Raw genomic sequence first — 26,617 nt, 5'->3', positions numbered from 1 at the left:
ATTTTTCTATTGGATTAGTTATTTTTATATGTTTTAAAAAATTTTACATAAGCTTGTCGATTTCCATTTTTATATTATCTGACAATCCTCCAAATACAATTTGGACACTATTTCCTTTCCTTAATATCCCACTAGCGCCTAGATTTTTGAAATAAGCGTCTGATTTAATGAATTCTATTTGTTTTAGATTAACTCTTAGCCTTGATGCACACGCATCAATGTATGTAATATTATCTTTTCCCCCGAGTCCTTCTAATACTTTTGAAGCGGTTTCTGATAAGCTTGTTTTTTCTGAGCTCATCATCATGTCTTTTTCCATCTCTTCATCTTCTCTTCCTATTGTTTTAAGATTGAATTTCATGATTGCAAATTTAAATATAAAGTAAAATCCGATAAAGTAGAAGATTCCTAATATAGGAATTGCTATCCAATTTGTTTTGCTGTTTCCCTGAAGTATTCCAAATAGGAACATATCTATAAATCCCCCAGAAAATGTTAGTCCAACTCCTACGTTTAAAAGGTGTGTTAAAAGATATGCTAGTCCAAAAAGAGGAACATATATAAAGTAATAAAGTGCTGGTGCTGCAAAAAGGAATGCAAATTCAAGAGGCTCTGTAATTCCTGTTAACATTGATGTAAAGCTGGCAGATAGTAGCAATGAAGCTACGTTTTTTTTATTTTCGGGTTTTGCTGTGTGGTACATAGCAAGAGCAGCCCCAGGTAGTCCAAAAATCATAACAACAAATTCCCCACTAAAAAATCTTGTTCCTTTTGCAACTTCAAAGTGTACAGTGTTGGGATCCGCAAGTTGTTTGAAGAATATATTTTGTGCTCCTGATATAAGTTCTTCATTTATTTCCAATGTTCCCCCAACAGCTGTTTGCCAAAATGGCAAATAAAATATATGGTGAAGTCCAAACGGAATTAAAGATCTTTTTATTGCTCCATATGCAAATGTTCCAAAAAGCCCCGATTGTTCTACAATTCTTCCAAAAGAAGTCATTGCGCCTTGGATAAAAGGCCAAGTAAATGTTAAAAATATTCCTACTACAAACATTGTTATTGTGGTTATAATTGGCACAAATCTTGTACCTCCAAAAAATGCTAAAAATGTAGGTAATTGAATATTGTGAAATCTGTTATGAAGAAATACAGCAACAAATCCGGCTATCAATCCCCCCATTACGCTCATTTGAAGAGAGAATATTCCAAGTACATTTGTATATTCTTGACTTTTTGCAGTTGCAACTGTTTCAGGCATTCCTAATTCCAATAATGCTTTTAAGCTTGCGCTTTCTGGTGTGATTCCTTGTATGTACAAGATTCCATTTATAGTTTGATGCATAACCAAAAATCCAACTACTCCTGCTAGAGCAGCTGTTCCTTTTTCTACTTTGGCAAGTCCGATTGGAATTGCCGCTGCAAACATTAAAGGCAGGTTTGCAAAAATTACTTCTCCTGTATATTTCATAAGATAAAGTACCGAGCTAGCTACAGTTCCTTTTCCAAGGATCTCTTCTAATCCATAAGCTTGAATCATTGTTTCGTTAGTAAATGCTCCCCCAATTCCCAATAAAATTCCGGCTGCTGGCAAAAGCGCTATTGGAAGCATGAAGGCTTTTCCCACTTTTTGTAATATTGTAAATATAGATATAGATGCTGATGATGTTGACATAGTTTTCCCCTTTTATTAAATACAAATTAATTAATTAAAATAATTAATTTGTATAATACGCTTAATATCTTAACAAGATTTTTTAATCTTGTAAATATAAGTGTTGAATAAATAATAATATATTAAAGTGCTGTTTGTAAAATTTTTTTCTAAAAACATTAAAGATTATTTTCAATTTAATTTTATGTCATTTATTATTAAAGTATTGTTTTTTAATTTTTGTTTTCATTTAATTTATTTATTTTAAATGAAATTTAGGAATAAATTGATTCAATTTAGCTTAAAATATTATTGCAAGGCCAATTAATCAGTAATTATCATTGTAAAGCTAAATTCCGATCAAATATTGATAGATTTCACTAGTTTTATCAGAGTAGTCTATAGGTAGTTTATTGTTGCCATCTCTGATATTTGGATTAGCGCCTTTTTCGATAAGTGATTTAATAAAACTTAAATCATATTTTTGAATTATAGCATTATGAAGAGCTGTTTGAGAACTTTGATTTGTTAAATTAATATTAAATTCTTTTGTTAGTATATAATTTATAATACTTTTTGCTTTTACACTTATGGCATAAGTGAATATTGGATTGCCATTAGAAAATATTGTATTTAATGAAAAAATATTATTATTTTTTGATAAAAATTCTTTAAAATCATCAAGTTTATCATTTTCAGTTAAATTTTGTAGATGCTTTTTTTTCTCAATGTATAGGCCATATTCTTTTTTGATTTTTATTGTCTTAAGAAAATTATCTTTATTTTCTTGCAAGTCTATGTAATAAGGGCTGGTCTCTATATTATTTTTATAATATTCTATGGGAGTGATAATATTTTTTTCATCAAGATAGTAAACGTTTATTAGTTCTTTAAAGTGTATATTTTTATTTTCTGGGATTAGATCAAATCTAACTTTATGGCTTTCAAATTTTTTAAAGGGGATTAAATTATAATTTTGATCGTAAAACAGTAATTCTGTTATTTGTCCGTTTGCATTTTTTTTAACAGGAATAATATTCCCATTTGCATCAATGCTTATTTCTGTATTTTCTCCATTTAGAATAGGTAATTTATATTTATTATAAATAGGAGTAATATTTTCTTTTATTTGTTCAAGCTTTTCTTTAATTTCTGAATTTGTTGCTTTGGCATAATTTTTATAATTTGTTTGAATTTCGTAAGAACTTTTTCCGATGTTTTTAGCATATTTCTCAAAACTAGCATTAAACACTGTATATATTGGATTAAATTTTGACATCAATTCCATTCTTATTGGTACTGGGAAGTTTAATAGATATTTTTGAAAAAATTGTTCGTTTATTTTATGTATTTCAAGAAATTCTTTTTCAAAAATATTAAAATCTTCTAATAACTGCTTTTCGGTAAAGTAATAAGATAAATTTGAGCTAATAATAAAAAGAGTAAAAAAAGTTAAATAATATAAAAAGTATAAATTTTTTAATTTATCTCTGATTTTATTTCTTAAGTTTTTATTGAAAATTGTAAAAGATAGAAATCCAATAGCAAGGTATCCAGAGTATAGAAATATTTTGCTTAGCACGTAATAACTCATTTTACATCCTTTTAAAGTTTATTTTTAAATTATATCAAAATTATTTATATATTTTTATTTACTTTACTTTATTTTGCCAAAAGCATACAATTAGGCATTAAATGAAGAAGTTTTTAATTCCTATTTATTTTATATTGTTTTGCGGCTGCTCAACGGTATCTTTGGTCAAAATCCCAGAAAAAGATAAAATAAATTTAGCTGCTTTATCATCTTTGATGAATTACCCTGATTTGAAGATTTCAAATTTTAAAATAAAAGACTATGAACATTTACATCATTTGTTTGATTTTGAAAGTTTAAGTAATGCTAAAAATAGTGCATATATTTACGTTGATGAGCCTAATTTCAATAACAATATTAATTTTATTAAAGACCTTTTTATTTATAATAAGAAATTATATAGAATACTTATTGCTTATAGTTCTACTCAAGGTGCATCTTTTAAGGCAGAAGTTTTATCTTATCTTGAAAAACAAAAAATTATGAAAAATTTTTCATTGAAAATAAATTTTCCAACTGCTAAAAAATTTATGAATAATAAGTATTGGATTGTAATTGCAAAAAACCATTTAAATTCTCTTATTAAGAGTAAAGATTATTTAGTCTTGACTAATTTAAAGATGGAATATATACTCAAAAAGTTTTTAATTTAAGAAAGCTTTTTACTCTAGATCCTCAAATATTTTTTTAATTTGTTCTTTTTTTTTAAGTTCATATCTTTCCAAATCAAGAGCTATTGATTCTTTAATTTTATCTGTATTGTGGAGGTAAATGTTGGCTTCTATTTTTTCTTTTGTGTTTTTAATTTTTAAGAATTTTTTACTCTTTTTTATTTTGTCTATTTTGCTAAGATCATTAAGTATGCTTAATTTTAAATAAATTATATTTTCAGTTACTTGAAATTCTTTTGCTATTGTTTTTTGAGGGTCCCTTCTAGATTTATATTGAGATAATTTTAATTTTAATGTGGTTGTTGGAACTAATATGTTTGCTGCAAATATGTTGGCTTCTGTTGACATTTGACTATCTTGAATATCACCATAATAATTTTCATTTTTAGATAGATTTTTAATTTGATCTTGATGCATCAAATAATGCCCTAAGTGTTTTGCTATTGTAAATCTTTTATTTTCAAGACTCATGTTTTCATTTATATATAAAGAGTTTTCATTTAATTGAATATATCCTGAAAAATCTTTATGTTTATCTTGAAAACCTATTTCGAAAATTTTAAGATTTTCTCCCATAGCAATTTTTATTATAGGAACAGGAATAAGCAATATTTTATGTTTTAATATTATATAATCCGAATAGGCTTTAGAGTTTTCAATATAAGAGCTGAATTTGTTTTCATGCATTTAATATAAATACTCTCCTTTCTGTATTGTATAATATAAGTTAATTATGAAATATAGTTTTTCTTTGATTTTAATGGTTTTTATTTGCTCTTCTTGCAAGATTTTGAATATTGCTGAAGATTTAGAAAAGAATTTTGAAAAAATTGAAAGAGCAGATTATTTTCTTTATTTTTATCCAGACAGTCAAATATACATTAAAAAAGATAAATCGAGCAATAAATTTACTGTTTTTTTAAATGTTATGCTAGATTCAAATTTAAATTTTACTAAAGGGTATTTGAAATTAATTCAAGACAATAAATATATTGGGAATATTGCCATTTCTAAGGTAGTTAGTATTGGAAATTTTAAGTTTTTGTATATTAATCTTAATAAAGATAATTTTACTCTTATGTCGAAAGCTTTAACCCCTTACAAAAAGTTGGTCTTTTTATTTAATGAGGATTCTTTTCAGGTTTGGACTAAGGATACCTTGCAATATGATCCAAGGTTTATTGATGTTAATTTCAAGAATACAAAAAATACTTTAGAATATGCATTTAAAAACAAAATTTTATAAAAACTCCCACATATTATTTATTACCTTAAAAATTTTTAAAAAATATTTATTATTTTTCTATCTAATACCCTTAACATTATCTTGTTCTACAATTTCTTTTAATGGTATTCCTGAATTAAAAAAAGATTCCAAATATATTAAATTAATTCAAGAGAATAATAAAATTTCTTTAAGACATTATTTTACCATTTCTAATACTTGGAATTTAAGGTACAAAGAACCTTTATTTTTAAAAGTTGAAAATGATATAATTGCTTTATTTCTATTTAATCGTAACAAGCTAATTGATGATAAATATCTTCAAACCTTTTTTAGCGTTGGAAAAGATATTTCTTTAAAAGCTTATTTAAAGCTTATTAAAGCGAGAAAATTTGTTATTACAAATAGTTCTGAAAAAATTATTAAAACTATTGTATTTTCAAACTTGCCTGACAGTGAAAATATTCTTTTTCAGAACAATATGCTTAATAAGGTGCAATAGACCTTTAAAAAGAATTAAAAGACCAATTTATTATTGAAAATATTTTTAAACAATAAAAAGGAAAGTTTTATGGGGAAATATGTAAAAAGTTTATTTTTTCAATTTAAAAACAGTGATATTAACTATAAAAAGGAAATTTTAGCAGGCATTACTACTTTTTTGAGTATGTCATATATTATAGCTGTTAACCCAGCAATACTATCTAACACGGGCATGCCAATTGGTGCGCTAGTTACTGCAACCTGTTTAACAGCAGCATTTTCTACTATACTAATGGGGCTTTATACCAATACGCCTTTAGCATTAGCCTCTGGAATGAGTTTGAATGCGTTTTTTGCATTTTCTGTGGTAATTGGGATGAACATTCCTTGGCAAGTTGCATTAGCCGCTGTTTTTATTGAAGGACTAATTTTTGTTCTTTTATCCTTTTTAAGAGTAAGAGAACAAATTATAAATTCTATTCCAATAAATCTAAAATATTCTATTTCGGTTGGAATAGGACTTTTTATTGCTTTTATTGGCTTTGTCAATGGGGGAATTATTATTAAAAATAATGCTACATTGGTGGGAATTGGCTCGTTTGTTGACTTAAAAGTTTTATTTACATTTCTAGGATTATTTTTTATTGTAATTTTCGAACAATTAAATGTAAGAGGAAGTATACTTTGGGCAATTATTCTAGTTACTCTTACAGCTTGGATATACGCAATATTTAATTTAGAAGGTGCCAAATCTATTGGCATACATCTTCCTAGCGGAGTTCTAAAATTTGAATCCATTGGACCAATATTTAATCAATTAGATTTTTCTTATGTTTTAAATGAACATTTTTGGACTTTTATATCAATAGTTTTTATTCTCTTGTTCAATGATTTATTTGATACTGTGGGTATTTTAATAAGCATTACAACAAAAGGTGGTATGTTGGATAAAAATGGAAAAATTCCCAATGCAAAAAAAATATTACTGGTAGATGGCATTGCTACTACTTTTGGGGCAATAATGGGGGTTTCAACTGTTACTACCTACATTGAAAGTTTTACAGGAATTGCCGAGGGTGGAAAAACGGGCCTTACTTCAATTGTAACCGGAGTATTATTTTTATTTGCAGTTTTTTTCGCTCCCCTGTTTATTGCTGTTCCTGCTAGTGCAACTGCCGCAGCGCTAATATATGTAGGATTTTCAATGTGCAGAGAAATAATAAAAATTGATTTCTTTAATATTAGAGATAATATTTCTAGTTTTTTAATATTTTTTTTGATTCCTTTAACTTATAGCATTTCTTCAGGATTTTTTGTTGGAGCAGCATTTTACATTTTAATCAATGTATCATTTAATCTTTTTAGTAAAGAAAAGATTAATATTTCTCCTGTACTACTAATATTGTGCTTAATTTTTATTATTAAATTTATTTATGGCTATTAATATTTTCATAAAATTCAATTGACCAATATGTTTTATTAATAGATTAAAATCTGACAAATAGCGTTAGTTTTACTTTTGATATAAAATAAAATTTGAGGAGTAATCTGTAATGAATCAATCCAAAGAAACATTATTATTTCAATTTAAAAATAAAACCATCGATTATAAAAAAGAAATTATAGGTGGTATTACCACTTTTTTGAGTATGGCATACATAATAGCTGTTAATCCTGCAATATTGTCTAGCACAGGCATGCCAATTGGTGCATTAGTTACTGCAACTTGCTTAACATCGGCGCTTTCTAGTATATTAATGGGGCTTTACGCCAATACCCCTATTTCACTAGCACCAGGTATGGGACTTAATGCATTTTTTGCCTTTTCTGTAGTAATTGGAATGAATATTCCTTGGCAAGTTGCATTAGCCGCTGTTTTTACCGAAGGGCTAATCTTTATTGTGCTCTCTTTATCAAGAGCTAGGGAAAGCATTGCAAATTCCATACCGGTAAATTTAAAATACTCTATTACGGTTGGAATAGGACTTTTTATTGCTTTTATTGGCTTTGTCAATGGGGGAATTATTATTAAAAATGATGCTACATTGGTTGGAATTGGATCATTTATTGACTTAAAAGTTTTATTTACATTTTTAGGATTATTTTTTATTGTAATTTTTGAACAATTAAATGTAAGAGGAAGTATACTTTGGGCAATTTGCTCAGTTACTGCCATATCCTGGATATATGCTATCTTTAGTCCAGAAAGCGCAGTTGCTGCCGGAATACGTTTCCCAGATGGAATTTTAAAATTCGAATCTATTGGACCAATATTTAATCAGATGGATTTTTCCTACATATTAAGCAAACATTTTTGGAGTTTTGTTACAATTGTGTTGGTATTACTGTTTAACGATTTATTTGATACTTTGGGCACTTTAATAGCGGTGGCAGCAAAAGGTAATATGTTGGACAAAAACGGAAAAATTCCCAATGTTGGAAAAATATTTTTAATTGATGCCATTTCTACTACTTTTGGAGCAATAATGGGAGTTTCTACTGTAACCGCATACATTGAAAGTTGCACAGGAATAGAAGAAGGTGGCAAAACAGGGCTTACAACAATAGTAACGGGCATAATGTTCTTTATTGCAATATTCCTTTCGCCATTATTTATTGCTGTTCCTGCTAGTGCAACTGCTGCAGCGCTAATATATGTAGGATTTTCAATGTGCAGAGAAATATTGAAAATTAATTTCTCTAATATAAGAGAAAATATTCCCTGTTTTTTAATATTTTTTTTAATTCCCTTAACATACAACATCTCTTCCGGGATAAGTATTGGAATAATATTTTATGTTTTAATAAACATAATACTTAATTTATTGGAAAATAAAAGAAATAAAATCTCCCCAATAATGATAATACTGTGTCTAATTTTTATTATTAAATTTATTTATATTTATTGACTATTTGCCATTTATAAAAAAAATTTAAAATTTGCAATTTCAAAAAACTAAATTATAAATTACTAAAGAGATTTTTATCTTCAAAATCTTCAAAGGATTATTTTCCCCATTAATAAATTCATTCAAATCCATGCATCTAAAAAACTATCTATATTACTTTATAATCTGTCAAAACCGTTTAAGTTTTCTTCAAAAATTACTAATTAATTTTATTTATATTTAGAATACTTAAATTTAATTTATTAACGGCTTTTGAAATAGGTTTTCTTAAGGAAACAGCTTAAAATTTAAAAGTATTTCATACTTATTTAAAATGAATTTTAAGAAATTTTTGGGGAAATAGAAAAATAAAAGCCAAGAAATCTTTCTTGACTTATATTGACTTTATTTTTCCAGTTACTTTTTAAAACAAATTAATCTTATAATATTGATCTCTTAATTATGGTTTTTTGGAGTTTCTGCCACAACAGGACTTGTAAGCTCTTTAACTGAATTAGTTAGCATTGCTTGAGCTGCTTTTGACAAGGCTTCCACTGATTCAGATAACTCTTTAAGTTCTTTAGCCCCCTTATCTTTAGTATTATTTGTTTTTAGAATAGCCGCTTTTGCATTATCATCAGTAGCAGCCGCTGGACTTAGGTCTGCGTGACTATCTGATAGTTTTTTAGTAAAGTCTTCAGAAAATTTCTTAGCGTCTTTGATTTTTTCCTTTAATTCCTCTGCATTTTTTAATGCATTCAACCCACTTAATTTTTCTGTTATTAGGGTTGATATTGTATAAGCTCCCGCTAATAATGATCCGTTTTGTCCTGCTTGAGTACCCAAGGCATTATTTTGATCTATTTTTTTACCAATTGCTTTAGTAGCAAGTTGATCTATGGATGCAAGCAGAGTCTCAACTTCTTTTACAGCTAGCACAACTGCATTAGAATCTGTAATTTTTTTACTTATTTCTGTAAGATTGGGCCCTTTAACAGACTCATCCACAGGATTAGTAGAAGCAGAATTTCCATCTTTTCCTGAATTATTACAAGATATAAATAAAAATAAAGTCATCAATATTGCACTTAATGTATTCTTTTTCATTAATTTGTGCCTCCTTTTTATTTATGAATTATTAGTTCAACAATTTTACTTTTCAATTTTTTTATTTGAAAAATTATTTTTTCAAATTTTTCAAGATCAATTATTGAAAAATTTTTCAAGTAATAATCATTGAAAAATTTGAAACAATTATCTTAATTTAATTTTAAAATCAACATAAGCAAAGCTAAATATGCTAAAATTAAATAAAATATGCTTAATAAGAAAACTTTTAATTTATTTTAAGGACTTGTTTGATGAATACTAGGGCAATACTTGTATTAGATTTTGGATCTCAATATAGTCAACTAATTGCAAGAAGAATTAGAGAAATTGGCGTTTATACAAAAGTAATACCTTACTATACTACTTTAAAAGAAATTAAAAATATGAACATCTCAGGAATAATATTAAGTGGAGGGCCTGCTTCTGTTTATTCAAAAGAAGCTCCTACCTTGGACATGGAAATTTTTAATTTAAAAATACCTGTTTTGGGAATATGTTATGGGATGCAAATAATTGTTAAATTATTTGGAGGCCTAGTATCTAAAGACTCTAAGCAAGAATATGGAAGCTCTGAGATCTTTTTAAAATATGAAAAATCTCTTTTATTTTCAGAACTTCCAAACAAATTTCAAATTATTATGAGCCATGGAGATAGTATTGAAAAAATTCCTGATAATTTCAAACAATTGGCTTTTACAAAAAATTGTATTGCTTCTATATCAAATGAAACTCAAAAAATTTACGGTCTACAATTCCATCCAGAAGTAACTCATTCTGAATTTGGCGATCAAATAATTAAAAATTTTGTTTTTAAAATTTGCCAAGCTCAAATTAATTGGTCATTAGAGGGCAATATAGAAGCCATTGTGAAAAAAATTAAACTCAAAGTAGGAAGCAAAAAAGTTATTTTGGGACTTTCTGGTGGTACAGACTCTTTAGTCTGTGCATTACTTATAAAAAAAGCAATAAAAGAAAATTTAATCTGCGTTTTTGTAAACACCGGATTGTTACGCAAAAATGAAGATAAAAAAATACTAGAATTAAAGCATCAATATGATTTAAATATAAAATACATTGATGCTTCTGCAAAATTCTTGAATCATTTGAAAAATATAAGTGATCCTGAAGAAAAGAGAAAAATAATAGGAAAAGAATTTGTAGATGTTTTTGAAAAAATTACTCTAGAAGATCAAAATATAGAATATCTGGCTCAAGGAACAATTTATTCTGACGTAATTGAATCTAAATCAAAAAATAGTGTTTCTTCAAAAATCAAATCTCATCACAACGTAGGGGGACTCCCAGATAAGATGAATTTAAAACTTTTAGAACCTTTGAATGAATTTTTTAAAGATGAAATAATTCAAATCGGAATAAACTTAGGCATTGAAAAAGAATCTCTTTATAGACACCCATTTCCAGGCCCAGGACTAGCCATAAGAATAATTGGAGAAGTAACACAAGAGAAGATAAATATCTTACAAGAAGCAGACAATATTCTCACAGAGGAGCTTTTTATAAATGATTTATATTATCAAATAAGGCAAGCATTTGTCGTATTGCTTCCTGTCAAATCTGTAGGCGTAATGGGAGATCAAAGAACATACGAATACACAGCTGTAATTAGATGTGTAAATACCCAAGACTTCATGACTGCAGAATGGACTGAACTTCCTTATAGTTTTTTAAAAAAAGTTTCTTCAAGAATAATCAATGAAGTTAGAGGCATAAATAGAGTTTGTTATGACATATCTTCTAAGCCTCCATCAACCATAGAATGGGAATAACAAAAACAATAAAAAGGAAACTTTATGACAAATAAGATAATAAAGGAAGCTTTGACTTTTGATGACGTGTCTTTGATTCCAAGAAAATCTTCTGTATTGCCTAGTGAGGTTAGCTTAAAAACACAATTGACAAAAAATATATCCCTAAACATACCATTTTTAAGCTCAGCAATGGATACTGTTACAGAAAGCCAAATGGCAATAGCTATTGCTAAAGAAGGTGGAATAGGAATTATACATAAAAATATGTCAATAGAGGATCAAAAAAAAGAAATAGAAAAAGTAAAAACATATCAATTCCAAAAGACTATTAACACTAAGAGAGATACAAACGAACAAGAATCTGAAATATGCAAAAATGCAGAACATAAAGAAGATTTTCCTAATGCATGCAAAGATTTGAATAGCAGACTAAGAGTCGGTGCTGCTGTTTCCATTGATATTGATACTATAGAACGCGTTGAAGAACTTGTAAAAGCACATGTAGATATTCTTGTTATAGACTCTGCCCATGGGCATTCTACAAGAATAATAGAACTTGTAAAAACAATCAAAAATAAGTACCCAAACTTAGATCTTATTGCTGGCAACATAGTAACTAAAGAAGCCGCATTAGATTTAATAAGCGCAGGAGCAGACTGCTTAAAAGTAGGAATAGGTCCGGGCAGCATATGTACAACAAGAATCGTTGCAGGAGTTGGCGTTCCCCAAATAACAGCAATCTGCGATGTTTATGAAGTTTGTAAAAATACAAATATTTGCATTATAGCAGATGGCGGAATCAGATTTTCAGGAGATGTGGTTAAAGCCATTGCAGCGGGAGCTGATAGTGCAATGATAGGCAATCTCTTTGCGGGCGCAAAAGAATCTCCTTCGGAAGAAATAATTTACAATGGAAAAAAATTCAAATCTTATGTTGGAATGGGCTCTATTTCTGCTATGAAAAGAGGCTCTAAATCAAGATATTTTCAACTAGAAAACAACGAACCCAAAAAATTAGTCCCCGAAGGAATTGAAGGTATGGTGTCGTATTCTGGGAAATTAAAAGATATTTTGACTCAATTAAAAGGTGGTTTAATGTCTGGAATGGGTTATTTAGGAGCAACTACAATATCTGATTTAAAAATAAATTCTAAGTTTGTAAAAATAAGCCACTCTGCATTAAAAGAATCCCATCCTCACGATGTTTTTAACATAACATAAAGATAACTTAACAGCTTAAAATCCTATATTTTTCTTTAAAAGAAATACCAACATTGATAGAAAAAGAATACTGCCCTCTGTTTTTGCAATATTTTGTCTAGCATTAATATACTAGCATTTGCTTTATTTAAAAATAATAATAATTCTAAAATAATTAATGTAATAAGAAATGAATTCTTAAATTAAGAATTCATTTCTTATTTTTGTTTAAAGTTTGATCACAAAATCAGGCTTTAAACAATTTACAATTAAAAATTAATTTTTAGGAACAAATAAAACATAAATCATTTAATTGGTTTTATTTCAGATAAATTAAATCTTTCTGAAATATTTGGCTCCCAACCTTTCCACCTGTCATTTCTAAAAAGATAACTAGAAGAAGTTATATTAAGAAATATAGCCGGAAAATCTCTTTCAATTATTATTGCTTCTGCTTTTTTTAGAATTTCCTGTCTTTCAAAAATGTTCCTTTCATTATCTGATTTTATCAAAAGTTTATCATATTCAGAATTCGAATACCCATAAGATGAAAAAGATGTGTTTTCCGTTTTAAAGATACTTAAGAACGTCATAGGATCAGCATAATCTCCTGACCACCCTGCCCTTATTATTTCATAATTACCATTAACCCTGCTATTTATATATGTTGACCATTCTTCATTCTCAAGCTGGACATTAATATTTAGGTTCTTCTTCCACTGATTTTGAATAAATTCAGCAATTTTTCTCTGGCGATCATTTGTATTATATTTTACTTTCAATAAAGGGAAGTTTTTACCATTAGGATATCCTGCATCCACCAAAAGCTTTTTTGCCATTTCAACATCAAATAAGCTTAGGTTGCTTTTATAAGAGTAATCAATATAATCTGGGGTTGCTCTTCTTGTAGGAATAGAACTATCATTAAGAACGCTCTCTGTTAAAGTTTTTCTATCAATAGCAAGAGAAAGCGCCTTTCTAACTTTAACATCGTCAAGCGGTTTTACTTTTATATTCAAAGAATAAAAAGAGGTTGAATTGGTCCCCATTGAATAATAATCGTCTCTAAGCCTAAGATCCTTAAGCAAATCTGGTGGAACATTGTTAAAAATTGCATCTAGTTCATCATTTAAATACATATTATAAGCTGTAATGCTATTATCTGCAACAAAAAATATAATACTGTCAAGAACAACGTCTTTGGAATTATAAAACTTATTGTTCTTTTCAAGAACAACCTTTTCATTTAAAACCCTAGATTTTAATTTGAAAGGACCGCTAACAACCATATTCTCAGGATCTGTCCACCTTTGTCCATACTTTTCAATAACGTGCACCGGGACGGGAACAAATGTTTGATGTACTAACATATCAAGAAAATATGGCTTTGGGGATTTTAGCGTTATTTTCAAAGTTTTCTCATCAAGCGCTTTAATTCCAAGATCAGACTCATTTACTTTGCCGTCAAAATACTCTTCTGCATTTTTTATAACAGCCTTAATCATGTTAACAAAAGACGATCCGGTTTCTTTATCTAAAATTCTAAGATAAGATTTTCTTATTCCCTCAGCAGTAATAGCAACTCCATCACTCCAAACAAGATTATCTCTTAAATGAAACGTATAAACTAATCCGTTATCAGAAATATCCCAACTTTTTGCAAGTCCCGGCCTGTATCCCCCAGTCCTGGGATCTCCATCTAAAATACCAAGAAACATTTGGCTTACAATTCCCGATCCAACTGTATCGTTTATTAGTTGAGCATCTAAAGTAGCGGGCTCACTTCCGATATTTAGCTTAAAAACCAATTTGTTTCCATTACTTTTATTAACACAAGAAATAAATAAAATTAAATTAAGAATTAATAAAAATTTTAACTTTTTCATCAATATTTTCATACAAGCTTCCTTATAAGTTTTTATAAATTTAAATTTCGCCTATATTTTATTATATATGAAATATAATTTCACATTAACATTATTAAACGCGCTTAAATTATTCTAAAATAGAACATCTATAATTTATTTTTAATAAAAAATAAAATAATATATATATTTTGATTTTCAATATTTATCTGAATATATTCCAATGATTTTAATATTAAATTTTCTAAAACAGAATTATTTATTTTCTATAAAATAAATAAAACAATTGATCTTGTATTGGAAAGATCATAATTTTTTATTGCTTGCTGTCCGATGGTTGTTATATAAACAAAAAATAATTAAATTCCAGTATTTATATATTTGTAAATTAAATTTATTTAGATTTATTATTTTTTAATAAAAAAATAAATTAATATTGAATTTTAAAAAATTAGAATTAAATTTAAAACTAAATTTCATATTTAACACTTCCTTTGTTGCAATAAAAGTTCTTGTAAAGAACTTTCTTGCTTTTAAAGCACCTTTATTGGGTTTAAAACTTTATTCTACATTTATAGTAAAATCAATACTAAGCAAAAACAGTAATCAAGAATCCTTAATACATGATATAAAGAAATAATAATTAATTTATTAAAAATTGTTTGCAATGATCTAATAAAAAATATATTATTATGTTCACTAGCCTATAATTTTTTTATCAAAGGAGAGGGATATGAGATTGTATCAAAATAAATTAAAATTTTTAAAATTGTTGGTATTTTTTTTATTAATATCTTGCGCTTCCTTAAACGTTGAGCACGATCAATTTGGAAAAACATTTAGAATATACCAAAGTTTAAACAAAAATGCAGAACTTAAAGGAATTTTTAATTATAAAACAGGATTAACCAAAATAGTTTTATATACAAGGTTTAGAAACCATAGTATAACAGAACATACTCCTTTATTATTAGCAGATAGAACTATAATTGAGGGAAAAGTAAGCTACAAAAGAGATAATAACCATTTTTTTGGCAACTGGATTAATTATTCTTCATTTGTTTTGTCTAAGTCTTTATTGGAAAAGATGATTAAAGAAGAAGATGCTTCTTATAAAAACAACGAGGTTAAAATTAAGGTTGGATTAGAAGATTTAAGCTTGAAAAAGTATAAAATTTTGGACTTCCTAGTAATGGTTGAATCAATTGAAAATAAAGATTATAAAAATTAATTTTTATAATCTTTATTGGTTATTTATTTCCAGTTTAAAACAAGTATTTTATTGTAAAATAAAATTTAACATAAAGGACATATAATTCCTACTTTAACCATTCGCAAGAATGACAAAGGCTACCTAATGGTAGCCAACTTATTATTCTAATCAAACAACAAGAGCGAGACATTGCATCTCAATCTATATAGATTATTATATAGTATTTTATTTTTTTGTAAAGTATTTTTGAAACATTTTTTGCATGTAGTACTATTTTATAAATTTAGAATATTATTTTTTATCTTTTAAGCTGTCATATTTATTTTTAATATTTATAAGTAATTTTTGATTGTCGTAATATAACTCTTTTAGTAAGAAACTTGCAAATTTTGTATTTGATTTATAAAAATTAAAGCTTTTTTCATCTTCAATTTTTAATTTAAGTGATCTATTTAATATATTTTTTGCATTAGCTACAATTCCATTATTTTCTAAAAATTGCATAGCATAATGTATTCCTTTTTTTAAAATTAATTCATAATTGATTTTTCCACTGTCAATTCCTATTGCCAGTTTAATATATCTATAAACAGTGGTTTTTGCCATGTTATAATCTTTTATAAAATGCCCGAAACTTTTATATTTATCTATAACGTAATATTTATTATCATTAATTTCTTTTAAAATTCGGGCTGTTTCAATTTTATTGAAAGATTCTTCTTTTATTAAAATTTTTAGTTTTTCTTTCAATTCTAAGTATCTAGATTCTCTGTTTTTTTTTACTTCATTTCCATTAAATTCAACCCTTTTAACAATTTCTATTTTTTTATTTAATTTCATCGTTTATTTTTACTCCATTGCATACTTTCAAATTAGTTCCATATGGAACTTTGAGTTCCATATGGAACTAATTTGAAAGTATGCTTAAAAAATTTTCAAGTATATCTTCATAGGCTTTGTAATAATCCTCATTAGAATTAAACCCCTCTCTGTAAAAAATAGTTTTACGCAAATTATCTCTTTTTGGGACGCTTCCTAAGAATTTGCCTTTATATTCGCATTCGATAAATTTTTTAAGTTCTTTGTCAATATTTTGCCTTTCAATAAATTTGGTTATTAAGTAAAACATTGGCAAATCATCTCTAAAAAGATCGTGTAATCTGTTAGTTATTAGATCTAAGCTTTCAATTGCCCACTGATCTGTTGGTAAAGGTATAATTAAGTAATCTGTAATTATCAGACTATTATTGAGTAAACTACCCAATGTGGGTGCAGTATCCATTATAATAAAGTCGTATTTGTTTTGAATAAAGCTTAAAAAAATTTTAAGCAAATTTTCCTTTAGCGAAATACTTTCTTCATTAAACTTGCTTAAGTTTATGTGACTTGCTATAAAATCTGTATTATTATTTATTTTGATTATCGAATTTTCTATATCTATTTCTTTTTTAAGAACTTTGTATATATTAATATCTTTTGGAATACGATTTTTCTTTTTTAAGATATTGATATAAAAGCTTGTACTACTTGCTTGTGGATCTAAATCTATCAATAGTATTTTGTTATTTTTTTTTGAAAGAATTTCTGCAAACATTAGTGATGTTGTACTTTTTCCTACTCCTCCTTTTATTGATGCAATTGTTATTATTTTTGATTTTTTTTTATCCAATTTAATATTCCTTTATTATTTTCGTATTTTTTGCCATAAAATTTATGTATTTCTTCTTCAATTTTTAGAGTTCTTTCTAAAAGAGATTCGTAAAAAATTTTATTTTTATTTTTGTTTTTAGTGAATATATATAAACTTCTTAAATAACAAAAAACACTTCCTTTTTTGAATTTGAATTCCATATAAAATATTTTCTTTAATTTTATTGTTTTTTTTGTTCCTTTTTCTGAATAATTTATAACAAATGGCTTTGGAAGGTTTATAAAACCATAGAAAATTCCTAAAAATTTATCATTTTCTTTTGTTGAAAATAAATGAAAACTTTCGTATTTTCTATTGTTAAATACATTTCTTAAGCATATCCAAAATTTTCCTTTTTTTGGTTTTGCTTCAAAATTATTTATCATACTAAAGATTTTAGTATGATAAATAATTTTGTTTTCTGATTTTTCAATTTTTTTAAAAAATTTTTTTTTTGTTTCTTTATTTTTCATTAGATTTTTTTGCTTTATTTTGTTATTTTTTTTATCATATTTTTGTTTTTTTTATTAGAGCCTTCATTAATACAATAGCATTTTTTATGTTATTTGGTGTATTTATTTGTGTTTCGTTTTCTAATTTTTTCTTTCTTTTCATTTTATTTTTAATTTTGAATTCTTTTATTAGTTTGTTAAAGTCCGTATTTTTGGAGTTTTTTGCCATGAACCATATTTTTTTCTTCTTTTTTTCTAGAACTTTTTTGAAGAACTTTATTATTTCTTTTTCTTCATATTCGTTTAATTCTTCCATAAAATCTTTTAAATTCCATAATGAGTTTTTATAAGTTGTGTTATTTTTTGTTATTTTTTTGATTTCTTCTAAATTTATTGCTTTTGATTTTTTTTTGATTTCTTTTTCTAAAAAGTTTATAGTTTTTTTTGTGTTTTGGTTTCTTTTTCTAAAAAAATATTTAGAATTCTTATAGTTTTTACTTATATCATTACTTAAAACATGTGAAGTTATTTGATGTGAAATTTTATATTTTTGAGATTCTTCTATTAGTTTAAATTTTTTTATTTGCTTATTTTTTGATTTTTCATGCTTTGATTTTTTATCAATAAAATATGCTGTACTTATAATTTTTTTAGCTAATTTTTCAAGTGATTTATTTATGGTGTAGTAAGTAAAACTTCCATTGTTTTTCCCAAGTGGATTGAAATGACTTTTAATTAATCCTAAATTTTCAAAAATTTTTATGTCATTTTGTATTGTTCTTTTGGTAACCTTTTTAAATCCTTTTTTTTCCAATATAGAATTTGTCATTACTACAACATTGCTTAGAGAATATTTTTTTTTAGATATAAAATAGTTGGCGCTTAGTTTTTGGATGACCCAAAATATTTTCAATCTTCGGTCTACTACTTTATTAAAAGGCATCTTGTTAGTTTTTATTTGATACATTTTAAGCTCCTATCGTTTGATCTTTTATTGCATTAAGCACTGAAATTAATGATAATACACTTATTTAAAAAAGTAAAGTTTTATTAGTAAATTTGCAATCAAATTTGGGAACTTTAATGAGTTAAAATTTATGCCTACTTGATTGCAAATTTTTTATGCAATGATCTACTTCTTTTAAGAATTTTAAAAGAAGTGGTTTATATATTTCAAATGTGAATTCACCCTTTTCTCCATAAGATTTTAATCTTAAAGTAATATCTTTTTCAGTGTTTTTTGTTAACTCTATTATTTTTTGTGGACTTAATACTATATTTAATGTTTCTTTTATTGTTTTTGAATTCTCTAAAGCTCTCAAGGGAGGCTCAATTTTTAATTTTCTATCGTTCTCATCATAAATGGAGTTTAGAAAGCGTAATTGATCAGAGTATAAGCTTAAATTTAAAAACAGAATATTTAAATTTTCACAGGGGTAATAATTTGCTATAACAAATGTTTCGTAAGTTTCTGAGAGGGTGTTTGATTTTTCAAATAATTTCGGAATTTTCATACTATATATATAATAATCCTCCATTTCATTATATTCTGTTTTAAGCTCTGTTTTTTCAATTTCAATTTTTCTACTATCAATACGTTTTTGCAAAATATTTTTAGATATTTTAATTTCTTTATCAAAATCTGTTATATATGCTAAAATATATTCCTTATTAAATTTTATGCTATGTGCTACATTCCAATTATCTTTAAAGTCAATGTTAATGTATTTTCCTGTGCTTTTATCGTAAATGTGGGTTAATAGATCTCTTGAATTAGTTAGTGAAATACTAATAATGCTTTTATTAAAGTTGGATTTTACTTTGAGCTCTGCTTTATATTTTAAATAATTAATTTTTTCTTCATTTATCAAAATGCTTTCGGGATTTATTTGTAATCCTTTTTTTTTAATGTAAATATTGACTTTAAAATTTTCTTTTTCTGTTAAAGGGTTGTATACTCCCACAATAGATATTTTATTGTCATAATTTCTGCTTATTATTGAGTCTTCTTGAAATTTTAGTTTTCCTAATTTATGATTTGTATCGTGCAGATTGAAATTACCATTTGAGATGGATTTGCAACCCAAAATTAACAAAAATAAGGAAATGTTTTTAAGGTATTTCATTTTTTATTCCTTAAGTAATTCTATATAACTGTATAAATTAAATTCTAGTGCAATAATTATATTCTTTTTGATTTTAATTATTAAAGAATTTGTTATACTTTTTATGCAAGCTTTTCATTAATATTAATATATTTTGGTATGTTTAATGAGAAATTTTAGATGAAAAAAAAGTTTAATTTTATTTTTCCCGTTATTATTTTTTTGTTTTCATGTAATATTAGTATTTCTTCAATTTTTATTAAACCTTTAGATGAGGCAATAAAAATTGAGCTTGGTTTATATGAATCGTTAGGAAATGGAAAATTTAAAACCGGCATTCATACTAAGAATTACTTTGATTCTATTAAAGATATTAGTTATTATTCTTATTTTTTTGTTTTAGATAAATTAAACAAAAATATTGTAATGAAATTGGCTGTAAGTTCTAAAAAAGCAAGCTTATTAACCTATGATTTTGGCATTTTTTTTGATCGTAAATTTAAATTAACAATTTCTAATTTAAATTCAAATGACCTCGAATTTAACGGTATTAATAGTTTTGATAAGAAAAATTCTTTTAAAAATAACATTAATACTAATGTTCAGAATTTTGTCACTATTGTTTTTAATTTGGATGATATAAAGGCTATTAATAGGGATTTTGAACTTAAAAATGATGCTGAGGATCTTAATTCTTCTACCAATGAATTTATATATTTTATTGATAGTTCTAAAAATTTGGGCTTAAGAGAGTCTTACATTACTGTTTATTATTATGTCCTTAAAACAATTGAAAAGTTTTTACAATAAACCAAACTTTTTATTAGTGCATTTATTTATTTTCTATTATTTTAAATTTTTCCCAAGGTTCTATTTTTTCAAGCAAATATATTTCGTCATTGACTATTTTCCCAACTACGTTTACAAGGCCATTGTTTGGGGTATCTTTTAGTGCTATTTGAAGTTCTCCCGCATAACCTAAATATTCTGAAGAGTCTATTAGGATGTCTCCTTTTTTAATTTCATTTGGGGAATGCACAGGGAATTTTTTATTATTGTAGTACACTCTTGGCATAGTTGATCTAATTCTATAGGAATTAATATCTCCTCTATTAAAATGTAAATTTTCAAGTATTATTTCTTTTTCCACTGAAGTTGCTTTTGAATTTAGATCTGCTTTGAGCTCTAAAATATTTCTGTTTACCTTTGATACTTTTTTTAGTTCTGTTTCACTTGGAAAACAATTAGAAATTAGAACCGTATCTATTCCTTCTTTGAAAAGATCTTTTGTCTGGATTTCTATATCTTTAGATCTGTGTGATTCTAGTGTGGGAACACCTTCTTTTTCTTTTCCTCGCGCACATTCTTCTGCATTATTGGAACTAATAAATGCAGCTGTTGGGATCGAATAGTGTTTAAATATTTTTGTTGTTTCTTTAAAGAAATTTCTTGAAAGTCCTGTATATTTGTGAGGATAAAAATTATGACACCCAAGCAAATTTTTTATATTAGGCTTAAAATACATTATTGTATCAATATGCTTATTTATATTACTTATATTAAGTTGAATCTTAAGGTCAGAGTCGTTAAAAGTCATTAATGATTCTTCAATGCCTGTGAATGTATTGTCTAATCTAATTGCCCAAGCACCAAGCTTTTTAAAAAAATCCAGTTTTGGACAATTTCTAAGATTTGAAAGATCGATTTCCAGTTCTTTGAAGATTTCAGGACTTACATCAATAATGGGCTTCATTCCGTTCTTAATTGCAATGCTAAGTAATTCTTTAAAGTTGTCAAATTCATTTCCGTTAATATAGAGTAAAGAGGTAAATACTTGGGTAAATCCAAAATGAGCACTTTTCTCAAGATATTCGATAATTTTATTTTTAGGGCTCACATTAGGGTATATAGATATTCCAATTTCTTTCATTTTGGGCCTCCTTAAACAGAACTTTTATTGTTAAATGCATTAATTGCAAGTTGTAATACTTTCCCGCCATTCATTGTTCCATAATCGATTGTATTAATTGTTTCGATTGGAATTCCTTTGGGCTTTGTGATTTCTTCAAGTCTTTTTTTATTAAATCTTGACTGTGGTGCAAGCAAAACGACGTCAAAGCGGTCAACAACTTCGCCAAGTCGTGTCTCAGCAATAGCTTCAATTGTTGCATTTATATTGTTTGCTTTAGCATATTTTTCAATTCTTTGTACCAGCATACTTGTGGACATTCCAGCTCCACATACAAGCAGTATGTTCATATTTCCTCCTAGTTTTTTATTTCATTTATTATTTTGTAAACATTAATTAATTCTTCAAAAATGCTTGATTCTGAAATTGCAGACATTAAATGATCTTCAGCATGAATTAAAATAAAAGGTGTTTTAACAGAGTTTGGATTAGTAGCTGATTGGTGTATTATTTCTCTGTGTGCTTCGTGAGCCTTTGCAATAGATTTTTTACTTTCTTGTATAGCAAGCCCTGCTTTGTCATATTCTTTGTTTTTGGCATATTCTAAAGCTTCTCTTAGAAAGCTTTTAGCCTCACCGGAATAAGCTACAACAGGCATGCTTATTTTATCTATTAATTCTTCTATGCTATATGTTTTTTTAGTCATATATAAAATATTCTCCTTTTATTTATAAATCAATAATTAATATTATTTAATATATCTTATAAATATTATATTATAAGATATATTTAAAATAAATAATTTTATTATAAATACATCTTATAAGGATTTTATTATTATTGGTATTAATTATATTATATAATAATAAATATTGTAAGTGGTTAATTATAACTTTTAATTAGTTTTTATTGAATGATAAATTATATTATAATAAATATTATAAGTTATTAATTATAACTTTTAATTAGTTTTTATTGGAGGATGGTTTTCATGAATTTTCAAGATTTTATTGAAACTACTTTAGTTCCTATTGCTAGTAAAATTGGCTCAAACAGATATTTAATTGCCTTAAGAGATGGTTTTACTTTTTCTATGCCCTTTTTAATAGTTGGTTCTTTTATTTTACTTTTGGTTAATTTGCCTTTTACAGATTCTGCAACAATGTTATACCAGCAGTGGTATGTTGATTTAATGGCTAAATATAAAGGAAATCTTGTTCAGCCATTTTATGTAAGTATGGGCATTATGTCTATATTTGTTGTTTTTGGCATTGGTTATAATTTATCTAATCATTATAAACTTAGTGGGATTACAGGAGGATTTTTATCTCTTTATACATTTTTAATTTTAGCTGGGCAATCAGATTGGATACCTTACGGTGGCGATGCTGCTAAATGGGGAGTTCAGCCTAATTCATGGTTTCCTGTAATTGATGCAAGGTATTTTAGTGCTCAAGGAGTATTTACTGCCATTATTGCAGCTATTTTTTCTGTTGAAGTTTATAAATTTTTAGTTCAAAGAAATATGGCAATTAAGCTTCCAGAGTCTGTTCCGCCGGCTGTTTTAAAATCTTTTGAAGCCCTAATTCCTGTTATTGTGCTTTCAATTGTAGCTCAAAGCGTTAATATTGCTATTCAAAGTTCAGTGGGAAGTCTTTTCCCCGAAATAATTATGAATATGTTTAGGCCTGTTTTGCAAATTAGCGATACTTTAGTTGGGACTTTAACAATTTCTTTTATTGTTCATATATTATGGTTTTGCGGCCTTCATGGTACTAATGTTATTGTTGCTCTTCTTAATCCTATAATTTTGTCAAATCTTGATTCTAATATTAGGGCTCTTTCTGACAATCTTCCACTTCCTCATATTTTAGCTGGGGGATTTCTTGATTCATTTGTTTATATTGGCGGCGCTGGTGCAACTTTAGGCCTTGCTATTGCCATGATGCTTAGTAAATCTCAACATCTAAAGGCTATAGGGAGACTTTCGTTTGCCCCTGGTCTTTTTAATATTAATGAACCTATTATGTTTGGTGCACCAATAGTTTTAAATCCTATATTAGGTATTCCTTTTTTACTTATTCCTATATTTAATATAATTGTTGCATATACTCTTACTAATTTTGGAATTATTGAAAGAGTTAGAACTCTGGTTCCATGGACAACTCCTGCTCCTATTGCAGCTTTTTTTTCTACAGGGCTTGATATTAAATCGTTTGTTTTAGTTTTATTATTATTGATTATTTCAGTATTTATGTATTTGCCCTTTATTAAAGCATATGATAAGGCTCTGCTTTTGCAAGAAAAGAAAGAATAGGAAATTGTTTTGGAATTACTATTGCAAAACTTGTGATAAAAATATCAGAGAGCTATTTATAAATAGCTCTTTTTTAGAAAATAAAAAAATTATTTAAAATTATTTTATTCTTTTGTGATTTAAATTTTAAAAAAAAGATTGATCGGTGTAAATTAAATGTTTCTTTGGTTTATTGTGTAGCCTATATAATTGTGTAATTTTATTTAAAAATAAGCATATTTTTGGAAATCAGAAATTTTCTACTTAGCTAAAGATTTTAAACTTGGTATAATTGAATTAACATGCCTCCAAAAGTGAAGATAAAAAATGATTTTGAAATATTTAGAAAAGAATTAGAAACTCTATATAACAAATATCTCAATAATGAGCTTTCGTATTTAAAATTGAAAGAAAAAATAAAAATTCTTGCAGAAAATCACAAAGCCATTCTTTTTAGAAAAGATAAATTTACAAATCGCTCAATAATATTAAATCTTTCAAAAACTCGTAAAATAATTAAAGAATATATTAATATTTCAGTAATTGAAAAGATTAGAAGAGATAATACTTTTTTATTTTTTTGGAAATCAAAAAAAATAAAAGAATTAAAAAATATAGGAATTAAGGACCGTGAAAAAATAGAAGAGTTAATACTTTTAAATCAAATGAATAATGAAAAACCTTATTTTCAATATTTTATAGATTTATTTGTAACTCCAAAATGGTTAAATGATTATGCTCATAAATATAAAATTGAAAAAATTAATAGCTATAGGAAAGAACAGATATTTGTTAAAATTAATTTAAATACCTATGTTGAGATAATTAAGCTTTTGTTGAATCAAAACCGAGACATTAGATTAAAATTTTATGGAGTTTTAATGGCAATAGGTCGTCGTCCTGTTGAAGTAATGAAGCTTTCTAAATTTTATATTGCAGATAAAAATCATATTCGTATGGAATTTATTGCAAAAAAGCGAGAAAATAATATTATTAATGAAGTTATTTTCCCAGTTTTTGCAGATCCCGAATTAATAATTAATTCTATAAAAGAAATACGTTATATGGAGCAGACCGATAATCTTACCAAAGAGCTAATCTCTTCAAATCTTGCATATAGTTACAATAGATTGTTTCGTCAAATTTTTAATAATGTTTTTGCTCCCGAAGAGTCTGTTTATTTTTGTAGGGCCATTTATTGTAAATTTTCTTATCTTGCGTTTGCGCCTAAAAACATGGAAATGAATTATTGGATAACAAAAGTTTTAGGACACGAACCAAACGACATAACAACGGCCTTTCATTATAATCGATATGTTTTGGATAATTTAGATGATAAGGCAGATAACAACTTGTTAACATTACTTAACCAAAGAATTTATACGTATGTTAGACGTAAAGCTACTTATTCTATTCTTACAATGGATCGTTTAGAAAGTTTGATAAAAGAACATCATATATTTGATGATAATTATATTAAAACATTGATTGTAATTAAAGATTTGATGTTGAAGGATAATTTAGAAACTTTGGCAATGGTTAGAGGATTGAATGTTAAAATTCGCAAAGCTTTTAAAGCTACATATGGATACAATTATAACTATATAAAACTTACAGAATACTTATCAATAATTTTTAATTATAAGCTATAGTTTTTTCTTTTTAAAATTTTAGACATTCCCAATAATTTGGGGAATATTGGGAAATATTTTATTAATAAGATATATTATATAATTGATATGAAAATAGGTCCCCATTATTTTTTTAAAAAAATTTTAAAATCCAATGACAATAGAATGATTTATATTTCTTATCTTTATGATAATTTGGCTTCAATTAAGTCAGTAGGAGATTGGCTTAAAATTTATTTTAAAGATTCTAAAAGAGGTAAAAAATATTTTATTCTTTTTAATAGGAGTAGTTCAAATGGTAGTTTTATTTCGTGTAGATTCTTGAAAACAGGTTGTAATTATGGTCTTGATATTAAATTTTCTGATGGCAATTTAAATATTTTTTGTAGAAACAGAAAGTCTTTAGAGTTTTTGAAATTTAAGGTTGAACATTTTTTTAAAGCCAGTGTGTTTTGCTCTAAAAAAAACAATTCTTATGTTAGCAATATAAAGTCAAAAAATAAAAGAGCCAAGGTGTTTGTTAAACAAGAAGTAAGCTCTAATAATAAATTTTAAAATCATTAAATTGAAAAGGATAATTGTCATCCAAAGTTATTTTTTCAATTTTTTCAATGTTTGAATATTTATTTCCATTTAATGATTTTTCAAATTTTTTCATTTGTTCTTTGGTATTAAAGAAAACTACGATTTCTACCCTTCCGTCATTTAAATTTTTTACAAATCCTTTTAGTTTCATGTTATTTGCTATTTGTTCTGTAAAAAATCTAAAACCAACCCCTTGTACCCTGCCAGAAATAAAATATTGCTGTTTATACATTATTACCTTCTTTGTATAAAATTTATCCAATAGAAAAATTTTTAA

25 protein-coding genes and 1 pseudogene are annotated in these 26,617 nt (G+C 26.3%); 12 read left to right on the top strand and 14 right to left on the bottom strand.

The genetic code is table 11. From position 1 onward, the window contains the following. Positions 1-43: 43 nt before the first annotated feature. Together QIA46_RS04390 and QIA46_RS04385 are read right to left on the bottom strand one after the other, a co-directional pair. The gene (locus tag QIA46_RS04390) at positions 44-1,675 is read right to left on the bottom strand and encodes a PTS transporter subunit EIIC (protein ID WP_317268584.1); all 1,632 of its coding nucleotides are present in this window, start codon (positions 1,673-1,675) and stop codon (positions 44-46) included. Between the two features lie 328 nt (positions 1,676-2,003). Then, positions 2,004-3,248 carry an ankyrin repeat domain-containing protein gene (locus QIA46_RS04385; protein WP_317268583.1) on the bottom strand — a complete coding sequence of 415 codons (1,245 nt, stop codon included), beginning with the start codon at positions 3,246-3,248 and terminating at the stop codon, positions 2,004-2,006. Between the two features lie 101 nt (positions 3,249-3,349). On the opposite strand from QIA46_RS04385, the gene QIA46_RS04380 reads away from it, so the two are divergent. After that, the gene (locus QIA46_RS04380; RefSeq protein ID WP_317268582.1) at positions 3,350-3,901 is read left to right on the top strand and encodes a hypothetical protein; all 552 of its coding nucleotides are present in this window, start codon (positions 3,350-3,352) and stop codon (positions 3,899-3,901) included. A gap of 9 nt (positions 3,902-3,910) precedes the next feature. Here QIA46_RS04380 and QIA46_RS04375 read toward each other — a convergent pair whose 3' ends face one another. Further along, a complete protein-coding gene (locus tag QIA46_RS04375) occupies positions 3,911-4,606 on the bottom strand; it encodes an ImmA/IrrE family metallo-endopeptidase (RefSeq protein ID WP_317268581.1) in 696 nt (231 codons plus the stop codon). Between the two features lie 46 nt (positions 4,607-4,652). On the opposite strand from QIA46_RS04375, the gene QIA46_RS04370 reads away from it, so the two are divergent. The 4 genes from QIA46_RS04370 to QIA46_RS04355 all read left to right on the top strand — a co-directional run bounded on the left by QIA46_RS04370 (position 4,653) and on the right by QIA46_RS04355 (position 8,536). After that, on the top strand, positions 4,653-5,165 hold the full coding sequence (locus QIA46_RS04370; RefSeq protein WP_317268580.1) for a hypothetical protein: 513 nt from the start codon (positions 4,653-4,655) through the stop codon (positions 5,163-5,165). Then, entirely contained in the window at positions 5,140-5,646 is a 507-nt protein-coding gene (locus tag QIA46_RS04365) for a hypothetical protein (protein ID WP_317268579.1), read from the top strand. The genes QIA46_RS04370 and QIA46_RS04365 overlap by 26 nt, the downstream gene beginning before the upstream one ends. Before the next feature lie 69 nt (positions 5,647-5,715). Beyond that, a complete protein-coding gene (locus QIA46_RS04360) occupies positions 5,716-7,071 on the top strand; it encodes an NCS2 family permease (RefSeq protein WP_317268578.1) in 1,356 nt (451 codons plus the stop codon). A gap of 109 nt (positions 7,072-7,180) precedes the next feature. After that, on the top strand, positions 7,181-8,536 hold the full coding sequence (locus QIA46_RS04355) for an NCS2 family permease (RefSeq protein ID WP_317268577.1): 1,356 nt from the start codon (positions 7,181-7,183) through the stop codon (positions 8,534-8,536). Between the two features lie 435 nt (positions 8,537-8,971). Here the strand turns inward: QIA46_RS04355 and ospC are convergent, their stop codons facing one another. Further along, positions 8,972-9,622, bottom strand: coding sequence for an outer surface protein OspC (gene ospC / locus QIA46_RS04350; protein ID WP_317268576.1), 651 nt, complete (start codon positions 9,620-9,622; stop codon positions 8,972-8,974). A gap of 254 nt (positions 9,623-9,876) precedes the next feature. Here ospC and guaA point away from each other — a divergent pair, with 254 nt between their 5' ends. Continuing rightward, complete coding sequence (gene guaA, locus QIA46_RS04345) at positions 9,877-11,412, top strand: glutamine-hydrolyzing GMP synthase (protein ID WP_317268575.1); 1,536 nt, start codon at positions 9,877-9,879, stop codon at positions 11,410-11,412. Between the two features lie 24 nt (positions 11,413-11,436). Beyond that, a complete protein-coding gene (guaB, locus tag QIA46_RS04340; protein WP_317268574.1) occupies positions 11,437-12,615 on the top strand; it encodes an inosine-5'-monophosphate dehydrogenase in 1,179 nt (392 codons plus the stop codon). Positions 12,616-12,899: 284 nt separating this feature from the next. Here the strand turns inward: guaB and QIA46_RS04335 are convergent, their stop codons facing one another. Beyond that, entirely contained in the window at positions 12,900-14,492 is a 1,593-nt protein-coding gene (locus tag QIA46_RS04335) for a peptide ABC transporter substrate-binding protein (RefSeq protein WP_317268596.1), read from the bottom strand. A 700-nt stretch (positions 14,493-15,192) separates the two neighbouring features. Between QIA46_RS04335 and QIA46_RS04330 the strand changes: the two genes are divergently transcribed. Next, the gene (locus QIA46_RS04330) at positions 15,193-15,690 is read left to right on the top strand and encodes an oligopeptide permease-like protein (RefSeq protein WP_317268595.1); all 498 of its coding nucleotides are present in this window, start codon (positions 15,193-15,195) and stop codon (positions 15,688-15,690) included. A gap of 273 nt (positions 15,691-15,963) precedes the next feature. On the opposite strand, the gene QIA46_RS04325 is transcribed toward QIA46_RS04330, so the two are convergent. From QIA46_RS04325 to QIA46_RS04305, 5 genes and pseudogenes are all read right to left on the bottom strand, one after another. Next, positions 15,964-16,512 (bottom strand): chromosome replication/partitioning protein, encoded by a 549-nt coding sequence (locus QIA46_RS04325; RefSeq protein ID WP_317268594.1) that lies wholly within the window; start codon positions 16,510-16,512, stop codon positions 15,964-15,966. 67 nt (positions 16,513-16,579) lie between these two features. Continuing rightward, entirely contained in the window at positions 16,580-17,341 is a 762-nt protein-coding gene (locus tag QIA46_RS04320; protein WP_317268593.1) for a ParA family protein, read from the bottom strand. Beyond that, positions 17,317-17,835, bottom strand: a complete 519-nt coding sequence (locus QIA46_RS04315; RefSeq protein ID WP_317268592.1) for a DUF226 domain-containing protein — start codon at positions 17,833-17,835, stop codon at positions 17,317-17,319. The genes QIA46_RS04320 and QIA46_RS04315 overlap by 25 nt, the downstream gene beginning before the upstream one ends. Before the next feature lie 18 nt (positions 17,836-17,853). Then, positions 17,854-18,781 (bottom strand): annotated as a pseudogene (locus QIA46_RS04310) (plasmid maintenance protein); the annotation flags it as partial. Positions 18,782-18,902: 121 nt separating this feature from the next. Beyond that, positions 18,903-19,940, bottom strand: coding sequence for a hypothetical protein (locus tag QIA46_RS04305; RefSeq protein ID WP_317268590.1), 1,038 nt, complete (start codon positions 19,938-19,940; stop codon positions 18,903-18,905). 159 nt (positions 19,941-20,099) lie between these two features. On the opposite strand from QIA46_RS04305, the gene QIA46_RS04300 reads away from it, so the two are divergent. Next, on the top strand, positions 20,100-20,729 hold the full coding sequence (locus QIA46_RS04300) for a hypothetical protein (protein ID WP_317268589.1): 630 nt from the start codon (positions 20,100-20,102) through the stop codon (positions 20,727-20,729). Between the two features lie 22 nt (positions 20,730-20,751). On the opposite strand, the gene QIA46_RS04295 is transcribed toward QIA46_RS04300, so the two are convergent. The 3 genes from QIA46_RS04295 to QIA46_RS04285 are packed head-to-tail and all read right to left on the bottom strand — an operon-like array spanning position 20,752 to position 22,534. Further along, positions 20,752-21,849, bottom strand: a complete 1,098-nt coding sequence (locus tag QIA46_RS04295; RefSeq protein ID WP_317268588.1) for an alpha3-beta1 integrin-binding protein — start codon at positions 21,847-21,849, stop codon at positions 20,752-20,754. An 11-nt stretch (positions 21,850-21,860) separates the two neighbouring features. Then, positions 21,861-22,178: a PTS sugar transporter subunit IIB gene (locus QIA46_RS04290; RefSeq protein WP_044055001.1), complete on the bottom strand. Its 318-nt coding sequence runs from the start codon at positions 22,176-22,178 to the stop codon at positions 21,861-21,863. An 8-nt stretch (positions 22,179-22,186) separates the two neighbouring features. Further along, positions 22,187-22,534 (bottom strand): PTS sugar transporter subunit IIA, encoded by a 348-nt coding sequence (locus QIA46_RS04285; protein WP_317268587.1) that lies wholly within the window; start codon positions 22,532-22,534, stop codon positions 22,187-22,189. A 285-nt stretch (positions 22,535-22,819) separates the two neighbouring features. Here QIA46_RS04285 and celB point away from each other — a divergent pair, with 285 nt between their 5' ends. From celB to QIA46_RS04270, 3 genes are all read left to right on the top strand, one after another. Further along, positions 22,820-24,145 carry a PTS cellobiose transporter subunit IIC gene (gene celB, locus QIA46_RS04280; RefSeq protein WP_014017649.1) on the top strand — a complete coding sequence of 442 codons (1,326 nt, stop codon included), beginning with the start codon at positions 22,820-22,822 and terminating at the stop codon, positions 24,143-24,145. 281 nt (positions 24,146-24,426) lie between these two features. After that, entirely contained in the window at positions 24,427-25,776 is a 1,350-nt protein-coding gene (resT, locus tag QIA46_RS04275) for a telomere resolvase ResT (protein WP_317268586.1), read from the top strand. 87 nt (positions 25,777-25,863) lie between these two features. Further along, on the top strand, positions 25,864-26,310 hold the full coding sequence (locus QIA46_RS04270) for a hypothetical protein (RefSeq protein WP_317268585.1): 447 nt from the start codon (positions 25,864-25,866) through the stop codon (positions 26,308-26,310). Here the strand turns inward: QIA46_RS04270 and QIA46_RS04265 are convergent. Further along, the gene (locus QIA46_RS04265; protein ID WP_316256718.1) at positions 26,294-26,572 is read right to left on the bottom strand and encodes an acylphosphatase; all 279 of its coding nucleotides are present in this window, start codon (positions 26,570-26,572) and stop codon (positions 26,294-26,296) included. The genes QIA46_RS04270 and QIA46_RS04265 overlap by 17 nt on opposite strands. Positions 26,573-26,617: the final 45 nt, after the last annotated feature.

The organism is Borreliella carolinensis, assembly GCF_032595855.2.
Taxonomy (GTDB): Bacteria; Spirochaetota; Spirochaetia; order Borreliales; family Borreliaceae; genus Borreliella; species Borreliella carolinensis.
Note: the sequence above shows the minus strand (reverse complement) of the source record. Positions and strands in the feature narration are given on the sequence as shown.

Bases quoted from the DNA above. Each gene is read 5' to 3' on its own strand.
- QIA46_RS04390 (WP_317268584.1), bottom strand. From the start codon at position 1,675: ATGTCAACATCATCAGCATCTATATCTATATTTACAATATTACAAAAA.
- QIA46_RS04385 (WP_317268583.1), bottom strand. From the start codon at position 3,248: ATGAGTTATTACGTGCTAAGCAAAATATTTCTATACTCTGGATACCTT.
- QIA46_RS04380 (WP_317268582.1), top strand. From the start codon at position 3,350: ATGAAGAAGTTTTTAATTCCTATTTATTTTATATTGTTTTGCGGCTGC.
- QIA46_RS04375 (WP_317268581.1), bottom strand. From the start codon at position 4,606: ATGCATGAAAACAAATTCAGCTCTTATATTGAAAACTCTAAAGCCTAT.
- QIA46_RS04370 (WP_317268580.1), top strand. From the start codon at position 4,653: ATGAAATATAGTTTTTCTTTGATTTTAATGGTTTTTATTTGCTCTTCT.
- QIA46_RS04365 (WP_317268579.1), top strand. From the start codon at position 5,140: ATGCATTTAAAAACAAAATTTTATAAAAACTCCCACATATTATTTATT.
- QIA46_RS04360 (WP_317268578.1), top strand. From the start codon at position 5,716: ATGGGGAAATATGTAAAAAGTTTATTTTTTCAATTTAAAAACAGTGAT.
- QIA46_RS04355 (WP_317268577.1), top strand. From the start codon at position 7,181: ATGAATCAATCCAAAGAAACATTATTATTTCAATTTAAAAATAAAACC.
- ospC (WP_317268576.1), bottom strand. From the start codon at position 9,622: ATGAAAAAGAATACATTAAGTGCAATATTGATGACTTTATTTTTATTT.
- guaA (WP_317268575.1), top strand. From the start codon at position 9,877: ATGAATACTAGGGCAATACTTGTATTAGATTTTGGATCTCAATATAGT.
- guaB (WP_317268574.1), top strand. From the start codon at position 11,437: ATGACAAATAAGATAATAAAGGAAGCTTTGACTTTTGATGACGTGTCT.
- QIA46_RS04335 (WP_317268596.1), bottom strand. From the start codon at position 14,492: ATGAAAATATTGATGAAAAAGTTAAAATTTTTATTAATTCTTAATTTA.
- QIA46_RS04330 (WP_317268595.1), top strand. From the start codon at position 15,193: ATGAGATTGTATCAAAATAAATTAAAATTTTTAAAATTGTTGGTATTT.
- QIA46_RS04325 (WP_317268594.1), bottom strand. From the start codon at position 16,512: ATGAAATTAAATAAAAAAATAGAAATTGTTAAAAGGGTTGAATTTAAT.
- QIA46_RS04315 (WP_317268592.1), bottom strand. From the start codon at position 17,835: ATGAAAAATAAAGAAACAAAAAAAAAATTTTTTAAAAAAATTGAAAAA.
- QIA46_RS04305 (WP_317268590.1), bottom strand. From the start codon at position 19,940: ATGAAATACCTTAAAAACATTTCCTTATTTTTGTTAATTTTGGGTTGC.
- QIA46_RS04300 (WP_317268589.1), top strand. From the start codon at position 20,100: ATGAAAAAAAAGTTTAATTTTATTTTTCCCGTTATTATTTTTTTGTTT.
- QIA46_RS04295 (WP_317268588.1), bottom strand. From the start codon at position 21,849: ATGAAAGAAATTGGAATATCTATATACCCTAATGTGAGCCCTAAAAAT.
- QIA46_RS04290 (WP_044055001.1), bottom strand. From the start codon at position 22,178: ATGAACATACTGCTTGTATGTGGAGCTGGAATGTCCACAAGTATGCTG.
- QIA46_RS04285 (WP_317268587.1), bottom strand. From the start codon at position 22,534: ATGACTAAAAAAACATATAGCATAGAAGAATTAATAGATAAAATAAGC.
- celB (WP_014017649.1), top strand. From the start codon at position 22,820: ATGAATTTTCAAGATTTTATTGAAACTACTTTAGTTCCTATTGCTAGT.
- resT (WP_317268586.1), top strand. From the start codon at position 24,427: ATGCCTCCAAAAGTGAAGATAAAAAATGATTTTGAAATATTTAGAAAA.
- QIA46_RS04270 (WP_317268585.1), top strand. From the start codon at position 25,864: ATGAAAATAGGTCCCCATTATTTTTTTAAAAAAATTTTAAAATCCAAT.
- QIA46_RS04265 (WP_316256718.1), bottom strand. From the start codon at position 26,572: ATGTATAAACAGCAATATTTTATTTCTGGCAGGGTACAAGGGGTTGGT.